General features: G+C 70.4%; 16 protein-coding genes. 12 read left to right on the forward strand and 4 right to left on the reverse strand.

Annotated features, from left to right (window positions below; all coding sequences use genetic code 11):
- Positions 1-157 precede the first annotated feature (157 nt).
- Genes gatC through gatB form a run of 4 tightly spaced genes read left to right on the forward strand, consistent with a single transcriptional unit; the run spans position 158 to position 3732 of the window.
- Positions 158-454, forward strand: a complete 297-nt coding sequence (gatC, locus tag ACFWDI_RS34585) for an Asp-tRNA(Asn)/Glu-tRNA(Gln) amidotransferase subunit GatC (protein ID WP_327326241.1) — start codon at positions 158-160, stop codon at positions 452-454.
- 5 nt (positions 455-459) lie between these two features.
- Complete coding sequence (gene gatA, locus ACFWDI_RS34590) at positions 460-1971, forward strand: Asp-tRNA(Asn)/Glu-tRNA(Gln) amidotransferase subunit GatA (RefSeq protein WP_362680403.1); 1512 nt, start codon at positions 460-462, stop codon at positions 1969-1971.
- A 5-nt stretch (positions 1972-1976) separates the two neighbouring features.
- Positions 1977-2207 (forward strand): hypothetical protein, encoded by a 231-nt coding sequence (locus ACFWDI_RS34595; protein WP_327328505.1) that lies wholly within the window; start codon positions 1977-1979, stop codon positions 2205-2207.
- Between the two features lie 16 nt (positions 2208-2223).
- Positions 2224-3732 carry an Asp-tRNA(Asn)/Glu-tRNA(Gln) amidotransferase subunit GatB gene (gene gatB / locus ACFWDI_RS34600; protein WP_385310196.1) on the forward strand — a complete coding sequence of 503 codons (1509 nt, stop codon included), beginning with the start codon at positions 2224-2226 and terminating at the stop codon, positions 3730-3732.
- A 358-nt stretch (positions 3733-4090) separates the two neighbouring features.
- Here gatB and ACFWDI_RS34605 read toward each other — a convergent pair whose 3' ends face one another.
- The gene (locus ACFWDI_RS34605; RefSeq protein WP_385310198.1) at positions 4091-4990 is read right to left on the reverse strand and encodes a hypothetical protein; all 900 of its coding nucleotides are present in this window, start codon (positions 4988-4990) and stop codon (positions 4091-4093) included.
- A 356-nt stretch (positions 4991-5346) separates the two neighbouring features.
- On the opposite strand from ACFWDI_RS34605, the gene ACFWDI_RS34610 reads away from it, so the two are divergent.
- From ACFWDI_RS34610 to ACFWDI_RS34640, 7 genes are all read left to right on the forward strand, one after another.
- Positions 5347-7464: a phosphocholine-specific phospholipase C gene (locus ACFWDI_RS34610; protein ID WP_385310199.1), complete on the forward strand. Its 2118-nt coding sequence runs from the start codon at positions 5347-5349 to the stop codon at positions 7462-7464.
- A gap of 192 nt (positions 7465-7656) precedes the next feature.
- Positions 7657-9861, forward strand: a complete 2205-nt coding sequence (locus ACFWDI_RS34615; protein WP_385310201.1) for an MMPL family transporter — start codon at positions 7657-7659, stop codon at positions 9859-9861.
- Positions 9862-9879: 18 nt separating this feature from the next.
- On the forward strand, positions 9880-10431 hold the full coding sequence (locus tag ACFWDI_RS34620; protein ID WP_385310203.1) for a GNAT family N-acetyltransferase: 552 nt from the start codon (positions 9880-9882) through the stop codon (positions 10429-10431).
- A gap of 35 nt (positions 10432-10466) precedes the next feature.
- Positions 10467-11039 (forward strand): hypothetical protein, encoded by a 573-nt coding sequence (locus tag ACFWDI_RS34625; RefSeq protein WP_385310205.1) that lies wholly within the window; start codon positions 10467-10469, stop codon positions 11037-11039.
- 57 nt (positions 11040-11096) lie between these two features.
- Positions 11097-11915 (forward strand): GNAT family N-acetyltransferase, encoded by an 819-nt coding sequence (locus ACFWDI_RS34630; protein ID WP_385310206.1) that lies wholly within the window; start codon positions 11097-11099, stop codon positions 11913-11915.
- Between the two features lie 136 nt (positions 11916-12051).
- Positions 12052-12270 (forward strand): hypothetical protein, encoded by a 219-nt coding sequence (locus ACFWDI_RS34635; RefSeq protein ID WP_362680425.1) that lies wholly within the window; start codon positions 12052-12054, stop codon positions 12268-12270.
- A 69-nt stretch (positions 12271-12339) separates the two neighbouring features.
- Positions 12340-15381 (forward strand): AAA family ATPase, encoded by a 3042-nt coding sequence (locus ACFWDI_RS34640; RefSeq protein ID WP_385310226.1) that lies wholly within the window; start codon positions 12340-12342, stop codon positions 15379-15381.
- A gap of 29 nt (positions 15382-15410) precedes the next feature.
- Here ACFWDI_RS34640 and ACFWDI_RS34645 read toward each other — a convergent pair whose 3' ends face one another.
- The 3 genes from ACFWDI_RS34645 to ACFWDI_RS34655 form a co-directional block, all read right to left on the reverse strand.
- The gene (locus ACFWDI_RS34645) at positions 15411-15593 is read right to left on the reverse strand and encodes a DUF6191 domain-containing protein (protein ID WP_385310208.1); all 183 of its coding nucleotides are present in this window, start codon (positions 15591-15593) and stop codon (positions 15411-15413) included.
- 15 nt (positions 15594-15608) lie between these two features.
- A complete protein-coding gene (locus ACFWDI_RS34650; protein WP_385310210.1) occupies positions 15609-16769 on the reverse strand; it encodes a PQQ-dependent sugar dehydrogenase in 1161 nt (386 codons plus the stop codon).
- Between the two features lie 196 nt (positions 16770-16965).
- A complete protein-coding gene (locus ACFWDI_RS34655) occupies positions 16966-17964 on the reverse strand; it encodes an aldo/keto reductase (protein WP_385310212.1) in 999 nt (332 codons plus the stop codon).
- Between the two features lie 75 nt (positions 17965-18039).
- Here ACFWDI_RS34655 and ACFWDI_RS34660 point away from each other — a divergent pair, with 75 nt between their 5' ends.
- Complete coding sequence (locus ACFWDI_RS34660; RefSeq protein WP_385310214.1) at positions 18040-18990, forward strand: 2-hydroxyacid dehydrogenase; 951 nt, start codon at positions 18040-18042, stop codon at positions 18988-18990.
- Positions 18991-19070: the final 80 nt, after the last annotated feature.

Below are 19070 nucleotides of genomic sequence, written 5' to 3' on the forward strand. Positions count from 1 at the left end.
GCGCATCGCTGCCGGTCCGAGGCCGGTGCGCGGCGGCCCGAGGCGGTCCGGGGGTGGCCGGGGCGGAGTCCCGTGGGCAAACCGTTTAGTGGGCAGCGGCCCGCGCCCCATAGGATTGGGGCTCAAAGCACACACTCTCACCCCTGAGGATCGCTGCATGCCTGGCATTACGCGCGAGGAGGTCGCCCACCTCGCCCGGCTGGCGCGTCTGGAGCTGAAGGCCGAAGAGCTCGACCACTTCGCCGGACAGCTCGACGACATCATCGGCGCGGTCGCCCGCGTTTCCGAGGTCGCCGACCAAGACGTACCCCCGACCTCCCACCCGCTGCCGCTGACCAACGTCATGCGCGCGGACCAGGTCCGTCCGTCGCTCACCCCCGAGCAGGCGCTCTCCTGCGCCCCGGCCCAGGAGCAGCAGCGTTTCAAGGTGCCGCAGATTCTGGGGGAGGACTAACCACCATGACGGCCATCAACAAAATCGAGAGCTGTATCAAGCTCACCGCCGCCGAGATCGCCGCGAAGATCGCCGCAGGCGAGCTCACGGCCGTCGAGGTCACCGAGGCCCACCTGGCCCGGATCGAGGCCGTCGACGAGAAGGTGCACGCCTTCCTGCACATCGACCGCGAGGGTGCGCTCGCGCAGGCCCGCGCCGTCGACGCCAAGCGTGAGGCCGGCGAGAAGCTCGGCCCGCTGGCCGGTGTGCCGCTGGCGCTGAAGGACATCTTCACCACCGAGGGCATCCCGACCACGGTCGGCTCCAAGATCCTCGAGGGCTGGATCCCGCCGTACGACGCGACGCTGACCAAGAGGCTCAAGGCAGCCGACGTCGTCATCCTCGGCAAGACCAACATGGACGAGTTCGCCATGGGGTCCTCGACCGAGAACAGCGCGTACGGCCCGACGGGCAACCCCTGGGACCTGACCCGTATCCCCGGCGGTTCGGGTGGCGGCTCCAGCGCCGCCCTCGCCTCCTACCAGGCCCCGCTCGCCATCGGCACGGACACCGGCGGCTCCATCCGCCAGCCCGCCGCCGTCACCGGCACGGTCGGCGTCAAGCCCACCTACGGCGCGGTCTCCCGCTACGGCATGGTCGCCTTCTCGTCCTCCCTCGACCAGGGCGGCCCCTGTGCCCGTACGGTCCTGGACGCGGCGCTCCTGCACGAGGTCATCGCCGGTCACGACGAGCTCGACTCGACGTCCATCGACGCCCCGGTCCCGCCGGTCGTCGAGGCCGCGCGCAACGGCTCCGTGGCCGGGATGCGCGTCGGCGTGGTCAAGCAGTTCTCCGGCGAGGGCTATCAGGCCGGCGTCGTCCAGCGCTTCAACGAGTCGGTCGAGCTGCTGAAGTCGCTCGGGGCCGAGATCGTCGAGCTGGACTGCCCGTCCTTCGACCTGGCCCTGTCGGCGTACTACCTGATCGCGCCGTCCGAGTGCTCCTCCAACCTCGCCCGCTTCGACGCCATGCGTTACGGCCTGCGGGTCGGCGACGACGGCACGAAGTCCGCCGAGGAGGTCACCGCGCTGACCCGTGAGGCCGGCTTCGGCGACGAGGTCAAGCGCCGGATCATGCTGGGCACGTACGCGCTCAGTTCCGGCTACTACGACGCGTACTACGGCTCCGCCCAGAAGGTGCGGACGCTGATCACCCGGGACTTCGAGAAGGCCTTCGAGCAGGTCGACGTGATCGTTTCGCCGACCACGCCGACCACCGCCTTCCCGATCGGCGAGCGCGCCGACGACCCGATGGCCATGTACCTCGCCGACCTGTGCACCATCCCGACCAACCTGGCCGGAAACGCGGCGATGTCGCTGCCCTGCGGTCTCGCGCCGGAGGACGGCCTGCCGGTCGGTCTGCAGATCATCGCCCCCGCCATGAAGGACGACCGTCTTTACAAGGTCGGCGCCGCGGTCGAGGCCGCCTTCGTGGAAAAGTGGGGACACCCGCTGCTCGAGGAGGCACCGTCGCTGTGAGCGCAATGACCAAGGCCAAGGGCTTCAAGAAGTCCAAGACCGGTACGTATCTGTCGATCGGCACCACCGCCTTCGGCGCGATCAGCGTCATCAAGCAGGCCAAGAAGGCCCGCTTCGAGGGCGACACGCTCCGGCTGATCGACGCCGTCGTCTCCGCTGCCGCCATCGCCACCGGCGTCGCCCTGCTCGTGCGCGAGCTGAAGCGCCTGGGCGACGACGACGTCCTGCTGGGCTGAGAGGGAAAGTTTCACCGTGACCGTCACTGAACTGGTGTCGTACGAGGACGCCCTCGCTGCCTACGACCCCGTCATGGGCCTCGAGGTCCATGTCGAACTCGGCACCAAGACCAAGATGTTCTGCGGCTGCTCGACCGAGCTGGGCGCCGAGCCCAACTCGCAGACCTGCCCGACCTGTCTGGGTATGCCCGGCTCGCTCCCGGTCGTCAACGCGATCGGCGTCGAGTCGGCCATCAAGATCGGCCTCGCGCTCAACTGCGAGATCGCCGAGTGGTGCCGCTTCGCCCGGAAGAACTACTTCTATCCGGACATGCCGAAGAACTTCCAGACCTCGCAGTACGACGAGCCGATCGCCTTCAACGGCTATCTGGACGTCCAGCTGGAGGACGGCGAGGTCTTCCGCGTGCAGATCGAGCGCGCCCACATGGAGGAGGACACCGGCAAGTCGACGCACGTCGGCGGCGCCACCGGCCGTATCCACGGCGCGTCCCACTCCCTGCTGGACTACAACCGCGCCGGCATCCCGTTGATCGAGATCGTCACCAAGCCGATCGAGGGCGCGGGCGAGCGTGCGCCGGAGGTCGCCAAGGCCTACGTCGCCGAGCTGCGCGAGCTCATCAAGGCGCTCGGCGTCTCCGAGGCCCGGATGGAGATGGGCCAGATGCGGTGCGACGTGAACCTGTCGCTGCGCCCGCACGGCCGGGAGAAGTTCGGCACGCGCTCCGAGACGAAGAACGTCAACTCGCTGCGCAGCGTCGAGCGTGCGGCCCGCTTCGAGATCCAGCGGCACGCCGCGGTCCTCAACAGCGGCGGCACGATCATCCAGGAGACCCGTCACTTCCACGAGGAGGACGGCTCCACGACGTCCGGCCGCGTGAAGGAAGAGGCCGAGGACTACCGGTACTTCCCGGAGCCCGACCTGGTGCCGATCGCCCCGCCCCGTGCGTGGGTCGAGGAGCTGCGGGGGACGCTGCCCGAGCTGCCGCGTGTACGCCGTAACCGGCTGCGCGAGGACTGGGGCATCTCCGAGCACGATATGCAGTCGATCCTCAACGCCGGCGCGGTCGACCTGATCGTCGCCACGATCGACGCGGGCGCGGATGCGGCTGCTGCGCGCAAGTGGTGGATGGGCGAGCTGGCCCGCCGCGCCAACGAGGAAGGCGCGGACCTGGCATCGCTGGCGATCACGCCGGAGCAGGTCGCCCGGGTCGCGCAGCTCGTCGCGTCCGGTGACCTCAACGACAAGCTGGCCCGCCAGGTCATCGAGGGCGTACTCGCCGGCGAGGGCGGCCCGGACGAGGTCGTCGACAAGCGGGGCCTCAAGGTCGTCTCGGACGAGGGCGCGCTCGGCGCGGCCGTCGACGAGGCGATCGCGGGCAACGCGGCGATCGCGGACAAGATCCGCGGCGGCAAGGTCGCGGCGGTCGGCGCACTGGTCGGCGCGGTCATGAAGACCACCCGCGGCCAGGCGGACGCGGCGCGCGTCAAGGAGCTGATCCTGCAGAAGCTCGGCGTCGAGGGCTGACGGCCGGCATCCGCAGCCTGGAGGCGCGGCTCGCACCACACGGTGCGGGCCGCGTCTTTGTGTGGAGGGCGGTTCGAGTGCGGCGGGAGGCGTGCGTGTGCCGACGTCCGTGCCCGCGCCCGCGCCCGCGCCCGCGCCCGTGGCAGTGTCCCGGCGCGAGGCCTGCCCGAGTCCCGGCGCAAGGTCTGCCCGTGCCGCGACCTGCTCGTGTCCCGTCCGGGGGCGACACCGGCTCGGGCGTGCACTCCTGGGCCCTACGCGCGCGACGCCCATGCTCGTGTCCCGGCGCCCGTAGTTCGTGTCCCGGCGCGCGTGCCGCAGCGCCTGCCCGTGTCCCGCCCGGGCTCCGCCCGTCCCGTCAGTGACGTATGCCCAAGCCCGGCAGCCACAGTTCGCCGCGGTCCTTGCAGCTGACATCCCGGGCCCGCAGCTCCTCCGGCTCCTTCGTGCCGCGTGCCCGCAGTTCAGTGATCGCCAGGCGAGCCACCGCGGCCACCTCTCCGCGCTCCGGTTCCGCGAAGTCCGCCTGCCACCAGCCGCGGTCGCGGGAGTGCCAGCCGCGCGAGCGCATCAGCCGGTCGCGCTCCGGGCTGTCCTCGCCGTCCCGGTCGTCGACCGAGACATGCAGCCCGTCCTCCAGGGCGTACGAGATCAGCAGCTGGCGGCCGCGGTCCGCTCCGCTGGTCACGCTGAAGCTCGCCCAGTCCTCGCCGACCTGTACGGCGAGCTGCTCCACCCAGGCCGCGAGCAGCAACGCCAGCGCGGTCTCGAAGTGCTCGAGGCTGGACGCCATCCGGCCGCCCGGCCGCTCGATCGGGCGCTCGCCAGGGCCGCTGCGGTCCAGCTGCCAGATGTACGGCAGGAAATCGAAGTCGTGCGGCTCGTCCGCCGACCAGGCGCCGCCCCACTCGAAGGTCCTGCGCTCCTCGTCCTCCAAGGTGTCGGTGTTGTGGACCGAAAGCTGCGCCCGCCGGCGGTCCCCGGTGAGCACCACCAGCCTTCTGCTGTCCCGCCACCGGACGTTGGGACCCTCCGCCGAACCGCCGTAGAGCGTCGGCTCCCCGATCCGGGCCACGATCGCGTCGTACACCTCCCGGAACCCCTCCCGCCGGTCCCGCAGCGACGCGCCCGGGTCGTACGCGAGCACCTGGACGGGGGGCTGGTCGACGTGCGGATCGGGCGCGTCATGGAGCATCAGGGCGAGCTCTGCGGCACCGCCGGGTGACAGGATCGGCTGGTTGGTCCCCGTGTATTCCATGCCGCCATCGTGCCAGCCGCTACCGACAACACTCCTGTGGTCTTGGGGACATGAGGGCTCGGGAATCGAGGCCGTGGCCGAAAGTCGCCGGGTCCGGGGGCCTGGAGCCGGTCACCGAGCCGGTCACCGAGCCGGTCACCGAGCCGGTCACCGAGCCGGTCACCGAACCTGGCACGGTGCTGGATGACGCGGGCCGCCCGCCCAACACGGCAGCCTCTGACCAGCCGCTTCCCGACCCCGGCTTGGACTCTTCGCACGGGCTCTTGGACGTTCACCGACACGATGTCCCTGGGACTTCCCCAAGTCATCCGGACTCATTACGTTCCGGGCGGTAACACCGGAATCGGGAGGATCACTTGGCCACGGACATTTCACGGCGGCGCCTGTTCGCACTCGGCGGAGGCGCCATCGGCGCGGCGGCGGCCGGTTCGCTGCTGCCGCCGTCCCTGCAGGCCGCGCTGGCCGCGGAGCCCCAGTCGGGCGGTCTGCGGTCGGTCAGGCACGTGGTGATCCTCATGCAGGAGAACCGGTCGTTCGACCACTACTTCGGAACCCTGCGCGGCGTCCGCGGCTTCGGCGACCGCAACGCCATTGAGCTCCCGTCCGGAAAGCCGGTCTTCGAGCAGCCCGGCCCGCTGCGCACCGTGCTGCCCTTCCCGGTGCGCGACGCCGCCGAGGCGCAGAAGAAGGACCTCCAGTACATAGGCGCACTCGACCACTCCTGGGAGGGCGGCGCCAAGGCCTGGCACGACGGATGGATGGACGGGTGGGTCTCCGCGAAGACCGCCGCGACCATGGCGTACTACGACCGCCGTGACCTGCCCCTGCACTACGAGCTCGCGGACACCTTCACCATCTGCGACGCCTACCACTCCTCGACGCATACGTCGACGAGCCCGAACCGCAACCATCTGTGGAGCGGCTGCACCGGGAACGAGGCCGACGGCAGCCGGGCGGTGACGAACGCCGCGTACGACGAGGGCACCCACCCCGGCTACCCCTGGCCCACCTACGCGGAGCGGCTCGAGAAGGCCGGCCGGTCCTGGAAGACGTACACCGAGTGGGAGAACTTCACCGACAACAACATCGAGTTCTTCACCAGCTTCAAGAAGATCGCGCGCAAGGCGCTGGCGAAGGCCGGCGACTTCACCTACATGGAGGCCTTCTACGCCAAGGTGCGCGAGACCGAGGACGCCGCCGAGCGCGCACGGCTGCTCGCGGCGCTCGAGGAGGGCGTGGCGACGCTGAGCAGGAGCGAGCGGTCGCTCTTCGAGCGGGGGCTGCGGCGGGTGGAGACCGGTGGCCTCGCCGAGCACTTCCGGGCCGATGTGGCCGCGGGCAAGCTCCCCGAGGTGTCGTACCTGGTGCCGTCCGCGATCGACTCCGAGCACCCCGGCTCCTCCTCGCCCATCGCCTCCGCCTCGCTCGTCTACAAGGTGCTGGATGCCCTCGGCTCGCACCCCGACGTGTGGCGGCACACCGTCGTCCTCATCAACTACGACGAGAACGACGGCTTCTTCGACCATGTCCCGCCGCCCGTGCCGCCCGTCGACAACAAGGACGAGCGCTGGCAGGGGCTGCCGACCGGGCTCGGTGTCCGCGTGCCGATGCTCGTCGTCTCGCCCTGGTCGGTCGGCGGCTATGTCTGCTCCGAGGTGTTCGACCACACCTCGGTGATCCGGCTTCTCGAGAAGTGGACAGGCGTCGAGGAGCCCAACATCACCCCGTGGCGGCGCGCGGTCACCGGCGATCTGACCTCCGCCTTCGACTTCCGGCGCGGCAGGCCGCAGCCCGAGGTGGAGCAGCCGGGGGCGGTACCGCCCTTCACCGGGCGCTGGCGGCCCGTGCCACCTCTGGTGCAGCACATGCCCGTACAGGAGGAGGGCACCCGGCCCGCGCGTCCCCTGCCGTACCAACCCGACGCGCACGGCAAGGTCTCGGGCGGCGCCTTCACCGTGTCACTCAGCAACAGCGGGCGCGCGAGCGCGCACTTCGCGCTCTATCCGTACGGCGGTGAGTTCCCCGTCCCGCAGCACAAGGACGTAAGGGGCAGTGCGCGGTGGACCGTGCCCCTTACCAAGGACGCCTACCGCTTCACGATCACCGGGCCGAACGGCTTCCGCCGTGAGTTCGCCGGCAGCGCCAAGGGCGGCGTGCAGGGCCGTTCGGAGGTTCGCGCGGAGGTCTCCTCGCACATCGACCATCACGACCGCGATGTGCATCTCACCCTGCGCAACGACGGCGCCCAGCCGGTCACCTTCACCGTCCGCCCGCTCGGCTACGTCGACGAGGCCGACCTCGGCGACTGGACGCGCACGATCACGGTCAAGGCCTGCCGCAGCCGCACCGTCGTGCACTCGGCGGCCGACGCGCACGGTTGGTACGACATCGAGGTGACCACTGACCGCGACCCCGCCTTCCGCCGCCGACTGATGGGGCATATCGAGAACGGGCGCGCGAGCGTCTCGGGCTGAGAAAGCGCCTGTACGCCGGTGGTGCGCGGGAGTTCGGGACCTATGGCCCGGGCTTCCGCGCACAACTGTGAGTAAGGACACGAAAGGGGCAAAGAATCATGATTGACTGTCAGAGTGTATCTTTGTAGATCATGAGTTCTTTGCGGGCTGTTCCCGGTCAAAGATCCACGAACCATCCAGGGAGCAACCGCGTTGGCAGCCATCGCCCGATGGTGCATCACGCACCGCCTCGTTGCCGTGCTTCTCTGGCTGCTCGCCCTCGTCGGCGTAGCGACCGCGGCGGTCTTCGCAGGAGCCGCGTACTCCAACGACTACGAAGTCCCGGGCACCGAATCCGGCCGCGCCACCGCCCTTCTCGAGGAGGGCTTCCACGGCCGGGGCGGTGACAGCGACACCATCGTCTGGCACACCGACGCCGGCAGCGTCCGCTCCGCCGGCGTCGAGCAGCGCATGTCCGAGATGCTCCACGACGTCGCCGAGCTCGACGGGATCGCCTCCGTCGCCGGCCCGTACGGAGCCGAGGGCGTCCGGCGGATCAGCTCCGACGGGCACACCGCGTACGCCACCGTCACCTTCGACCAGCAGGCCGACGGCATTTCCAAGGCGCGGGCCGAAGCTGTCGTCGCGACAGCGAAGGCCGCACAGGCCGACGGGGTTCAGGTCGAGCTCGGCGGCAGCGCCATCGCGCTCACCGAAGCGCCGGGCGCGCACATGGCCGAGATCGTCGGCGTGGCCGTCGCCGCCGTCGTCCTCCTCCTCGCCTTCGGTTCACTCGCCGCCTGCCTGCTGCCCATCGCCACCGCGCTGGTGTCGGTCGGCACGGCGTACGCGGGCATCGTGCTCCTCGGCCATGTGATGACCGTCGCCGACTTCGCACCGATGCTCGGCATGCTGATCGGGCTCGGCGTCGGCATCGACTATGCGCTGTTCATCGTCACCAGACACCGCAAGGGCCTGCGGCGCGGACTGCCGGTCGCCGAAGCGGCCCGGAACGCCGTCGCCACCACCGGACGCGCCGTCGTCTTCGCCGGCGCCACCGTCTGCATCGCCCTGCTCGGCATGCTCATCCTGCGCCTCAGTTTCCTCAACGGTGTTGCGATCGCCGCCTGTCTCACCGTCGTACTCACCGTGGCCGCGTCCGTGACCCTGCTGCCCGCGCTGCTGTCCTTCATCGGGATGCGCGCGCTGAGCCGGCGCGAACGCCGACAGCTGATCGAGCACGGTCCGCAGCCCGAGCTGCCGACCGGCTTCGCCGCGCGCTGGGCCACGTTCGTGGAGCGATATCCCAAGTTGCTGGGAACGGTCGCCGCGGTGGTCATGCTGCTGCTGGCCGTGCCGACGCTCTCGCTCCACCTCGGCACCTCGGACCAGGGCAACGGCCCGTCCTCGTCCACCACCCGCCAGGCGTACGACCTGATGCGGGACGGCTTCGGGCCCGGCGTCAACGGGCCGCTCACCCTCGTTGCCCATCTCGACGGCGCGGACGACCGGCTCGCCATGGCCAAGCTGCCCAACGCCCTGCGCGGCGCCGAAGGCATCGAGTCCGTCGGCCCGGTCACGTACAACGGCAGCGCCGACACCGCAGTCCTCACCGTCGTACCGGACTCCGCACCCCAGTCGCAGTCGACCAGCGAACTGGTCGAGCGACTGCGCACGGACGTCCTGCCGCCCGCCACGGACGGCACCTCGCTGGTGGTCCACGTCGGCGGCGTGACCGCGAGCTACGACGACTTCGCCGGGATCATCGTCGGCAAGCTGCCGCTCTTCGTCGGCGTCGTCATCGCGCTGGGTTGTCTCCTGCTGCTGCTCGCCTTCCGCTCCATCGGCATTCCGCTGAAGGCCGCCGCGATGAATGTGGCCGCCGTCGCCTCGTCCTTCGGGATCGTCGTCGCGATCTTCCAGTGGGGCTGGGGGAGCGAGCTGCTGGGGCTGGGCAGTGCGGGCCCGATCGAGCCCTTCCTCCCGGTGATCATGGTCTCGGTGCTCTTCGGGCTCTCCATGGACTACCAGGTCTTCCTGGTCAGCCGGATGTACGAGGAGTGGCTGGAGACCGGCGACAACCGGCGGGCGGTACGGGTCGGCCTCGCCGAGACCAGCCGCGTGATCAACTCCGCGGCCGTGATCATGATTTCGGTCTTCCTCGCCTTCGTACTCAGCGGCGACCGGGTCATCGCGATGTTCGGTATCGCCCTCGCGGCCGCGGTCGCGCTGGACGCGTTCCTCCTGCGTACGCTCCTGGTGCCCGCGCTCATGCACATGCTGGGCGGCGCGAACTGGTGGCTGCCGCGCCGGCTGGACCGATGGCTGCCGCGGATCAGCATCGAACCGCCCGAGTGCCGGGCCCATGCGAAGATCTCTGTGCATCGCGCGAGCGAAGAAGCACAGCTCGTGCCGTAACCGGCCGGAGGATGAGGAATGTTCGCGATATCGCTGGGTGACGCCGGAGCGGAACTGCGTCCCCTGGAACCGTGGCGGGCCGAGGAGTTCTTCGCCCACATGGACCGCGGACGGGACTTCATCGGCCAGTACATCGGGCTCGCCGCGCTCTGCACGGATGTCGAATCGGCGCGCGCCTTCCTCCAGTCGTACGCCGAGAAACAGGCCGCGGACACCGGCCGGATCCATGGAATCTGGCTCGACGGGACGCTCGTCGGCGGTGTGCTGTTCCGGACCTTCGACGCCGCCTCGGGCAACTGCGAGGCCGGCTGCTGGCTGGAGCCGTCCGCCGCGGGGCGTGGTCTGGTCACGCGCGCCACCCGGGTGCTGATCGACTGGGCGGTGGAGGAGCGCGGGATGCACCGCGTCGAGTGGGTGGCGTCCGCTGCGAACACGGCCAGCGTCAATGTCGCCAAGCGGCTGGGGATGACGCGGGACGGAGTGCTGCGGGAGAGCTACCTGTACAAGGGCGTACGGCACGACATGGAGGTCTGGTCGGTGCTGGCTCCTGAGTGGCGGGCCGGTCGTTAAGGGGACTCTCAGACAGGCCACCTAGCGTGCGGCGCATGAACCCCACCGAGACCACAGAGACCAAAAAGACCACCGACGCGACCGATGTGACCGAGGCGCCCGAGGCGACGGACAAGGCCGCCGCCGAGCCGGCCGGGGCCGCTGGGCCCGCCGGACCCGCGGCCGACGAGAACGCCGCCGCGGAGGACAACGAGACGGACGGCGACGCCCAGGAGGCGCCTCACACGCCCTCCGGTGTCGGAGCCGCCGCCGGGGCCGTCGTCGCGGCCGGTCTCGGCGTCGTGGCGCTCAGCGGCAGCTGGGTCGGGAAGATCGCCGCCGAGCGGCAGACGCTCATCGGACAGATCAAGACCTCGCAGGGCGGCACCCCGGCCCAGCAGATCTCCGCGGTCTACGGCGACGCCTGGCACACCACCGCTCTGGTCAACGGCATCTTCGCGCTGCTCGCGCTGATCGTCGGCGTGGCCGTACTCGCCTGGCCGCAGAAGGCCGGCTGGGTACGGGCCTTCGCTGTGGCCGGAGTCGTACTCGGTGTCCTGGGGCTGATCGTCTCCGCCGGCATGTACTTCGACCTCTTCCTGGGCCTGCCCAGCGCCGGTTCTCAGTAGCCCCTGGGGCGCTTAAACCATTGGTGCTCACGGTCCGCCCACTGCTGCAATGTGCGGATGGATCACGACGCGGCGCTCACCCTGTTCGACGACCAGATGCGGCGGCGCACCCGCGCCGACGACCCCGATGACTCCGGCGCGCGCGTCGAACGGGTCGGCGACGTCGTGCGGCAGGTCGGTGCCGACGGAGACTGGAACGGCATCGTCTGGTCCGGCCTCGACCCGGCCACGGCCGATGCGGCGATCGCCGAGCAGGTGCGGTACTTCGCCTCCCTGGGCCGCGACTTCGAGTGGAAGCTGTACGCCTACGACCGGCCCGAAGACCTCGGCGCACGGTTGCGGGCAGCAGGCTTCACACCCGAGCCCGAGGAGACGGTGATGGTCGCCGAGATCCGCGACCTGCCCACCGCCGTCGACCTCCCGGAGGGAGTCCGGCTGCAACCGGTCACCGATCGGGCCGGCGTGGATCTCATCGCCGATGTGCACGAGCAGGCGTTCGGTACGAGCAGCGCCCGCCTGCGCGAACAGCTCCTCGCGCAACTGGCACAGACTCCGGACTCGGTCACGATGACCGTCGCGATGGCCGGTGACCTGCCTGTGTGCGCGGCGCGTATGGAGCTGCACCCGGGCACCGAGTTCGCCAGTCTCTGGGGCGGCGGCACCCTGGCCGCCTGGCGGGGCCGGGGTATCTACCGGGCCCTGGTCGCCCACCGGGCCCGTATCGCCGCCGCGAACGGCTACCGCTTCCTGCAGGTCGACGCCTCCAGCCAGAGCCGGCCGATCCTGCAGCGGCTCGGCTTCGTACCTCTGAGCACCACCACTCCCCATCTGTACGAGCAGCCTCATATTGACGAGCAGCCTCCGGTACGGCACTGAGGCCCAGGCGCTCCATAAGGCCCGAGGTGGCGGGGCCTTAGGCCGTCGGCGTACGCATTCCGGTACGTCTAAGGCCCCCACCCCCGCGAAGATGCGGCACTCGCCCGATGTGGCAGGACCCCCTGGGAGACGAGAGTTGAGGCATCGCAAGACGCCGGAAGAACTCTTCACCAGGGAGTACGAGATGTTCGAGTACGAGCTCCAGCAGTACCGCCGGGCCGACCTGATCCGCGAGGCCGACACCCAGCGGCTGGTGCGCCAGGTACGCAAGGCCCGCCGCGCCGCGAGGCGGGCCGCCAAGGACGCGGAGGGCCGGGTGAGTCCCGACAGCGCCCGCTACACGCGCGCCGCGTGAAGTGGCTGGCCTCGCGAGATGACTGTCGTCCCGATCAAAAAGGGTGCCACGGTGTCGGACGGTTGTGCGATGCTCGGCGACGTGGAGACCAGGTCCGTCAGCCCGGTGTTCGTCGGCCGCGCCGGCGAACTGGCCAAGCTCACCGATGCGCTCGCCCGCGCCGGCGCGGGCGAGCCGCAGGCGTTGCTCCTCGGTGGTGAGGCCGGGGTCGGCAAGACCCGCCTCGTCGAGGAACTACTCGCCGAGGCATGCCGCCGCGAGGCCGTCGTCGCGGTCGGCGGCTGTGTCGAGATCGGCGCGGACGGACTTCCGTTCGCGCCCTTCTCAACCGCCCTGCGCGCCCTGCACCGGCAGGTGCCGAAGGAGCTGTCCGCGGCCGCCGCGGGCCAGGAGGACGAGCTGGCGCGGCTGCTGCCGGAGCTGGGGGAGAGCACCCGCAGAGAGCCCAGCCAGCACGACGAGGAGGGCATGGCCCGCCTCTTCGAACTCACGGCGCGATTGCTGGAGCGGATCGCCACCGACCGCACCGTCGTCCTGGTGCTCGAGGACATGCACTGGGCCGACGCCTCCACCCGGCACCTCCTCGCCTATCTCTTCCGCACACTGCACCGCGGCCGGCTCGTCGTGATCGCGACCTACCGCTCCGACGACGTCCACCGGCGCCACCCGCTGCGGCCCTTCCTGGCCGAGCTCGAGCGGATGCGCACCGTCCAGCGCATCGACCTGACCCGCTTCAACCGCAGCGAGGTTCACCACCAGATGGCCGGGATCCTCGCCGTCGAACCCGAACCGGCCATGGTGGACCGGGTCTTCGAGCGCTCGGACGGCAACGCCTTCTTTGTCGAGGAGCTCGCCTGCAGCATCGCCGACGACTGCCCCACCGGCCTGCCGGAATCCCTGCGCGACATCCTTCTCGTACGCATCGAGGCGCTGCCCGAGGACGCACAGCGGGCGGCACGAATCGTCGCCGAGGGCGGTTCGACGGTCGAGTACGGGCTGCTGCTCGCCGTCGCCCGGCTGTGCGAGGACGACCTCATCGAGGCGCTGCGGGCCGCGGTCGGCGCGAACATCCTGCTGGCCACGCCCGACGGGGACGGCTACCGCTTCCGGCATTCGCTCGCCCGCGAGGCCGTCAGCGACGATCTGCTGCCGGGGGAGCGTTCCCGGCTCAACCGTCACTTTGCGGAGGCACTGGAGGCCGACCCGTCCCTGGTGCGGAAAGACGAGCGCGCGATGCGGCTCGCCACGTACTGGTACCACGCGCACGATGCGGCCAAGGCTCTGCCCGCCGTGCTCAGCGCCTCGGTCGAGGCACGGCGACGGCACGCCTATTCCGAGCAACTGCGGCTGCTGGGCCGGGCGATGGAGCTGTGGGACAGCGCGCCCGACGAGGTCCGGGCCGAGCTGCGTCCCGTCGACTACGCGGAGGTCTATCCGCCGTGCGGCTGCGATCCCGCCACCACACCGCTGCGCTATCTCGACCTGATGGCGGAGGCGTCCGTCGCGGGCCGGCTCTGCGGTGAGCGCGAACGGGCGCTGAAGATCACCAAGCGGGCTCAGCGGCTGGCGGAGGCGGAGAACGACCCGCTCCGCACCGCCTGGTTCTCGGTCCAGCGCTCCCGGTTGGTCTCGTCCCTGGGCCGCGGTGACGGCTGGGCGGAACTGGGGACCGCGCAACAGCTGGTCCGCGGACTGCCGCCGTCCGCCGTCCACGCGGAGGTGCTCGCAGAAGCTGCAAGCTGGGGCATGGTGCACAATCCGGGCCCCGGCAGCCTGGCGACGGCCGAGCGCGCCGTCGAGTACGCGCGGATGGTCGGCGAGGAGGACATCGAACTCCGCGCCCGTCTCACGCTCGGCAGCCTCATGGTCGACGCGGGCAACGTCGACGGCGGGCTCACGGAGATGTACGCGGTCAAGGAACGGGCCGTCGCCCTCGATCTGCCCTCGCACGTGGGCCGCACCCATGTGAATCTTCCGTCCGTGCTGGAAGGCGTCGGCCGCTCCGCCGAGGCGGTGGACATCCTCGCCGAGGGCATCGAACTCTCCCGCACCTACGGCCTGTTGGACACCGAGGCGTGGATCTCCGGGAACCTGTCCGAGTCGTATGACTCGCTCGGCCGCTGGGACGAGGCGGTCGAGGCCGCGGAACGGGCGCTGCGCATCGCGCTGAGCCCCAAGCCGCGCGGATACGGCGCCGCCCGCTGCGCCGTCCTGGCACTCGCCCGGGGCGATGTGGCCACCGCGACCCAACAACTGGAGGCGGCACGCGCCCACTTCGGGCCCCATGACCCGATGCCACAGTGCATCCTGCCCCTGGGCACGGTCGCGCTCAGCATCGCCGCCGCGCAGAGCCGGGTGCTGGACGCCCGGGCGGAGTTCGAGCGCGCGGCGACGGCGGGCTTCCCGCCGGGCACCCAGCGGTACGCCTGGCCGCTGCTGCGCGCCGCGGCCACGCTGGAGGCCGATACACGCGGCCTGCCGGCCGCGGAACCGGGCCGTGCCGAGGTGCTGGAGCGGATACGCAAGGCGGCCCGCGGCCTGGTCACCGCAGTGCCGGTGTGGGTGGCGCACGAACGGTGGGTCCGTGCGGAACTGCTGCGCGCCGCCGGCGAGGACACGGCGCTGGACTGGGCGGAAGCCGGCGCGGCCTTCGAACCGCTGGACCGCCCGTACGACCTGGCGAGGGTCCGCCACCGCTGGGCGGAGGCCCTGCTGCAGTCGGATCGGGCGCAGGCAGCCGAACTGCTGCGCCTGGCCCATGCCACCGCCCGGCAGCTGGGCGCGCGCCCCCTGGCCGAGGACATCGCGCTGCTCGCCCAGCGTGCCCGCATCCAGCTGACCGACGATCCGGCGCCTTCGGACGCCGCGGCGGCCGGACCCGCGCTGGGACTGACACGTCGCGAAGAGGACGTACTGCGCCTGGTGGCGGCGGGCCGCAGCAACCGTCAGATCGCCGAGGAGCTGTACATCTCCCCCAAGACGGCGAGTGTCCACGTCTCCAACATCCTGGCCAAGCTCGGCGTCTCGGGCCGCGGTGAGGCGGCGGCGATGGCTCACCGCCTGCGCCTCTTCCCGATCCCGGTGGAGGAATGGCAGGAGACCTCGGCCTGACCAAGGAGAACTCTGCCTGACCGCCGCTCTCACGCGCCGCCCGGCGGCTGCTCCTCCGGCGCGCGGACGGTGACCTTCCCCGATGCCAGGTCTATCGGGCCGCGGCTCGGGTCGTTGTCGCCCACGTCGGTCCTGGTCAGGGCGAGCCGGTTGTGTTCCTCGTCGGTGTGCTTGCGGCCCGGCGCGAAGAACTCCTCGAAGACGTTGAACACCAGCTGTTCACCCCTTCACTTCACCTCCAGCTGGAGGATCTTGTCGTCCCCCGGCTGAGGTGTGCCCCGGGTGTCCGTCTCGCTGGTGACGAGCCAGACCTTGTCGCCGCCCGCCGACAGAACCGTGCGCAGGCGGCCGTACTTCCCTATGAGGAACGACTGGGGCGCGGCCGAGGGTTCCGCGCCCGCCAAGGGAATCCGCCAGAGCCGCTCGCCCTTCAGTGACGCCATCCAGATCGATCCTTCGGCGTAGGCGATACCGCTCGGCGAGGCGTCCGCCGTCTTCCACTGGGCCACCGGGTCGACGAACCCGGGCTTGCCGGCCTTGCCCTCCGCGTCGGGCCAGCCGTAGTTCTTGCCGGGCTCGATCAGATTCAGCTCGTCCCAGGTGTCCTGACCGAACTCCGACGCCCACAGCCGCTTGTCGGCGTCCCAGGCAAGGCCCTGCACATTGCGGTGACCGTAGGAGTAGACGACGGAGTCGGCCTCCGGATTGCCGTGCACCGGCTGGCCGTCCGGTGTCATCCGCAGGATCTTGCCGCCCAGCGACTTCTTGTCCTGTGCGAGCCCGGTGTCACCCGTCTCGCCCGTGCCCGCGTAGAGCATCTTGTCCGGGCCGAAAGCGATCCGCCCGCCGTTGTGCCTGACGCCCTTGGGAATGCCTCGCAACACCGTGTCCGGCGCGCCCAGTTGCTGCCCGGACGGCTTCTTCTCGTCGTACAGCATGCGTGCGATGCGGTTGTCCGACTCGGTGGTGAAGTAGGCGTACACCTGATGGTCCGAGGCGAACGACGGCGAGAGGGCCAGGCCCATCAGGCCGCCCTCGCCTCCTGGCGCGACCCCCGGCACCGAGCCGATCACGGTCTTCTTTCCGCTCTCGACGTCGACCCGGCTGATGGTCCCCTCGTCGCGCGACGCGACCAGCAGATCGCCGTCCGGCAGGGCGGCCACACCCCATGGCGACTTCAGCCCCTCGGTCAGCGTGGACACCACCTTCACCGAGCCCTTCGCGGGCGGCCCCTTGGGACTTGGTGAGCCGCTCGAGGCGGAGGGCGCCCCGGTGGCGGACGTCGACCCCGTCCGGCCGGTGGGCGTCTTGTCCTCACCGGACGAGCACCCGGCCGCGAGGAGAAGCACGGCAGCGGCCAGTAAGGCCGTCACAGCAGGACGTTGCACAGTTCTGATCCTTTCGACGGCTGCTCGAGCTGTCTGGTCGACAGCCTTCCGAGCTGTCTGTCCGGCCGGCTGCCTGACTACTGTTCTTACACCGCAGCGGCCGTTCAGGTTCCCGATCTTCCGAGAAGAAATTCCGCGAAGAAGTCCCGAGAGCGAATTGCGGCAAGATCTTCCGAGAAAACGCAGGTGCGCCCACTCACTCCCAGGAACCCCGCGCCGGCGGCAGCCCCGCGATCTCCGCCAGGTCGTACGCCGTCAGCTCCAGCTCCGCCGCGGCCGCGTTCTCCACCGCCCACTCCGCGCGCTTCGCCCCCGGCGCCGCCACCACACTCCGCCCCCGTCCCAGCACCCACGCCAGCGCCACCTGCGCCGGAGTCGTCCCAGGACCGTGCCGCTCCGCGATCCGCCGCAGCCCCGCCACCACCGGCTGGTTCGCCGCCATCATCTCCGCCGTGAACCGCGGATGCCGCGCCCGCACATCATCCGGCTCGAAGCCCTGCCCCGGCGTCAGCGTCCCCGTCAGGAACCCGTTCCCCAGCGGCATCGCCGCCAGGAACCCCACCCCGCGCGCCTCGCACCACGGCAGCAGCCGCTCCAGCGCCTCCGGCGACCACACCGACAGCTCGGCCTGCACGGCACTCACCGGGAACACCTGCTGCACCCGTTCCAGCTGCCGGATCGTTCCCTCGTGCAGATGCGCTCCGGACCGGCGCGAAGCCCGTGCCCCCACCGCGCACATTCCCAGCGCCCGCACCTTCCCGGCGCTCACCAGCTCTGCCATCGCGCCCCAGGTCTCCTCGACCGGTACTTCCGGATCCGCCCGGTGCAGCTGATAGAGGTCGATCACATCGGTCTGCAGCCGGCGCAGCGAGGCGTCGCACGCCCGCTTCACATACCCGGGCCGTCCATTGGCGACCACATGCTGTTCGCCGACGAGCAGCCCGACCTTCGTCGAAACGAACGCCTCCGCCCGCCGCTCCTTCAGCACCCTGCCGAGCAGCAGCTCATTGGTGAAGGGCCCGTACATGTCGGCCGTGTCCAGCAGGCTCGAGCCGGCGTCGAGCGCGGCGTGCACCGTACGCAGCGACCGGTCCCCGCGTTGCTGAGAGCCGCTGTATGCCCAGCTCATCGGCATACAGCCGAGCCCGATAGCACCCGCTACGAGGGCCGCCGCACCGATTGTCCTGCGCTCCAACTGCCCGTACCCCTCCCTTGGCCGCTGACCAAACTAACCAATGCGGACCGCGGCACTTCGCATAGCCTCCTGACCATGACTGCAGACGTGTGGCTCCCGATTCCGGCCGACGAGTTCGAAGGACTGCCCGCTCCCTCGGAATCGGGCCTCAACTACCTTCATTGGGACGGTGGCCCGGACTTTCCCGCCGATCCCGCCGACTGTGTCTTCTACGCCGTCCCGTACATGAAGGGCACCGAGGTCGCGGTCCGTCCGCTGGCCGCGATGACGTCCGTACGCGTCGTCCAGACCCTCTCCGCCGGGATCGATCATGTGGAGCCCGGACTCGGCTCGCTGCCCGCCGGCGTACGCCTGTGCAATGCCAAGGGCGTCCACGAGGCCTCCACCGCCGAGCTCACCCTCACCCTGATCCTGGCCTCCCTGCGCGGCATTCCCGGATTCGTACGCGGCCAGGACAAGGAGGAATGGCGGTCCGGTTTCTATCCTGCGCTCGCCGACAAGTCGGTGCTCATCGTCGGGTACGGATCGATCGGTGCCGCCATCGAGGACCGGCTCGCACCCTTCGAATGCGCGCGGGTGGCGCGCGTCGCGCGCTCTGCCCGCGCCACGGAGCGCGGTGAAGTGCGCGCACTCACCGAGCTGCCCACCCTGCTCCCCGAGGCGGACGTCGTGATCCTCTCCACTCCGCTCACCGAGCAGACCCGAGGCCTGGTGAATGCCGGTTTCCTGGCCCGGATGAAGGACGGATCGCTGCTGGTGAACGTCGCCCGCGGCCCGGTGGTCGACACCAAGGCGCTGCTCGCCGAGGTCGAGAGCGGACGCATCACCGCAGCTCTCGACGTCACCGACCCGGAGCCGCTGCCCGCCGGCCACCCGCTCTGGCACGCCCCCGGTGTCCTCATCAGCCCCCATGTGGGCGGCTCCACCTCGGCGTTCATGCCGCGCGCCAAGCGGCTGCTCGCCGCGCAACTCACCCGGTTCGCCGCCGCGGAGCCGATGCACAACGTGGTGTTCACGACCCGGTAGTGAACCTCTCGCCCGCGCGCAGCGTGCACTCTATGAAGTCACTCGGATGCGTCGTGTGCTGATACTCCTCCTGATCGTCA

Origin of the sequence: Streptomyces sp. NPDC060064 (assembly GCF_042736455.1) — a bacterium.
GTDB lineage: Bacteria > Actinomycetota > Actinomycetes > Streptomycetales > Streptomycetaceae > Streptomyces.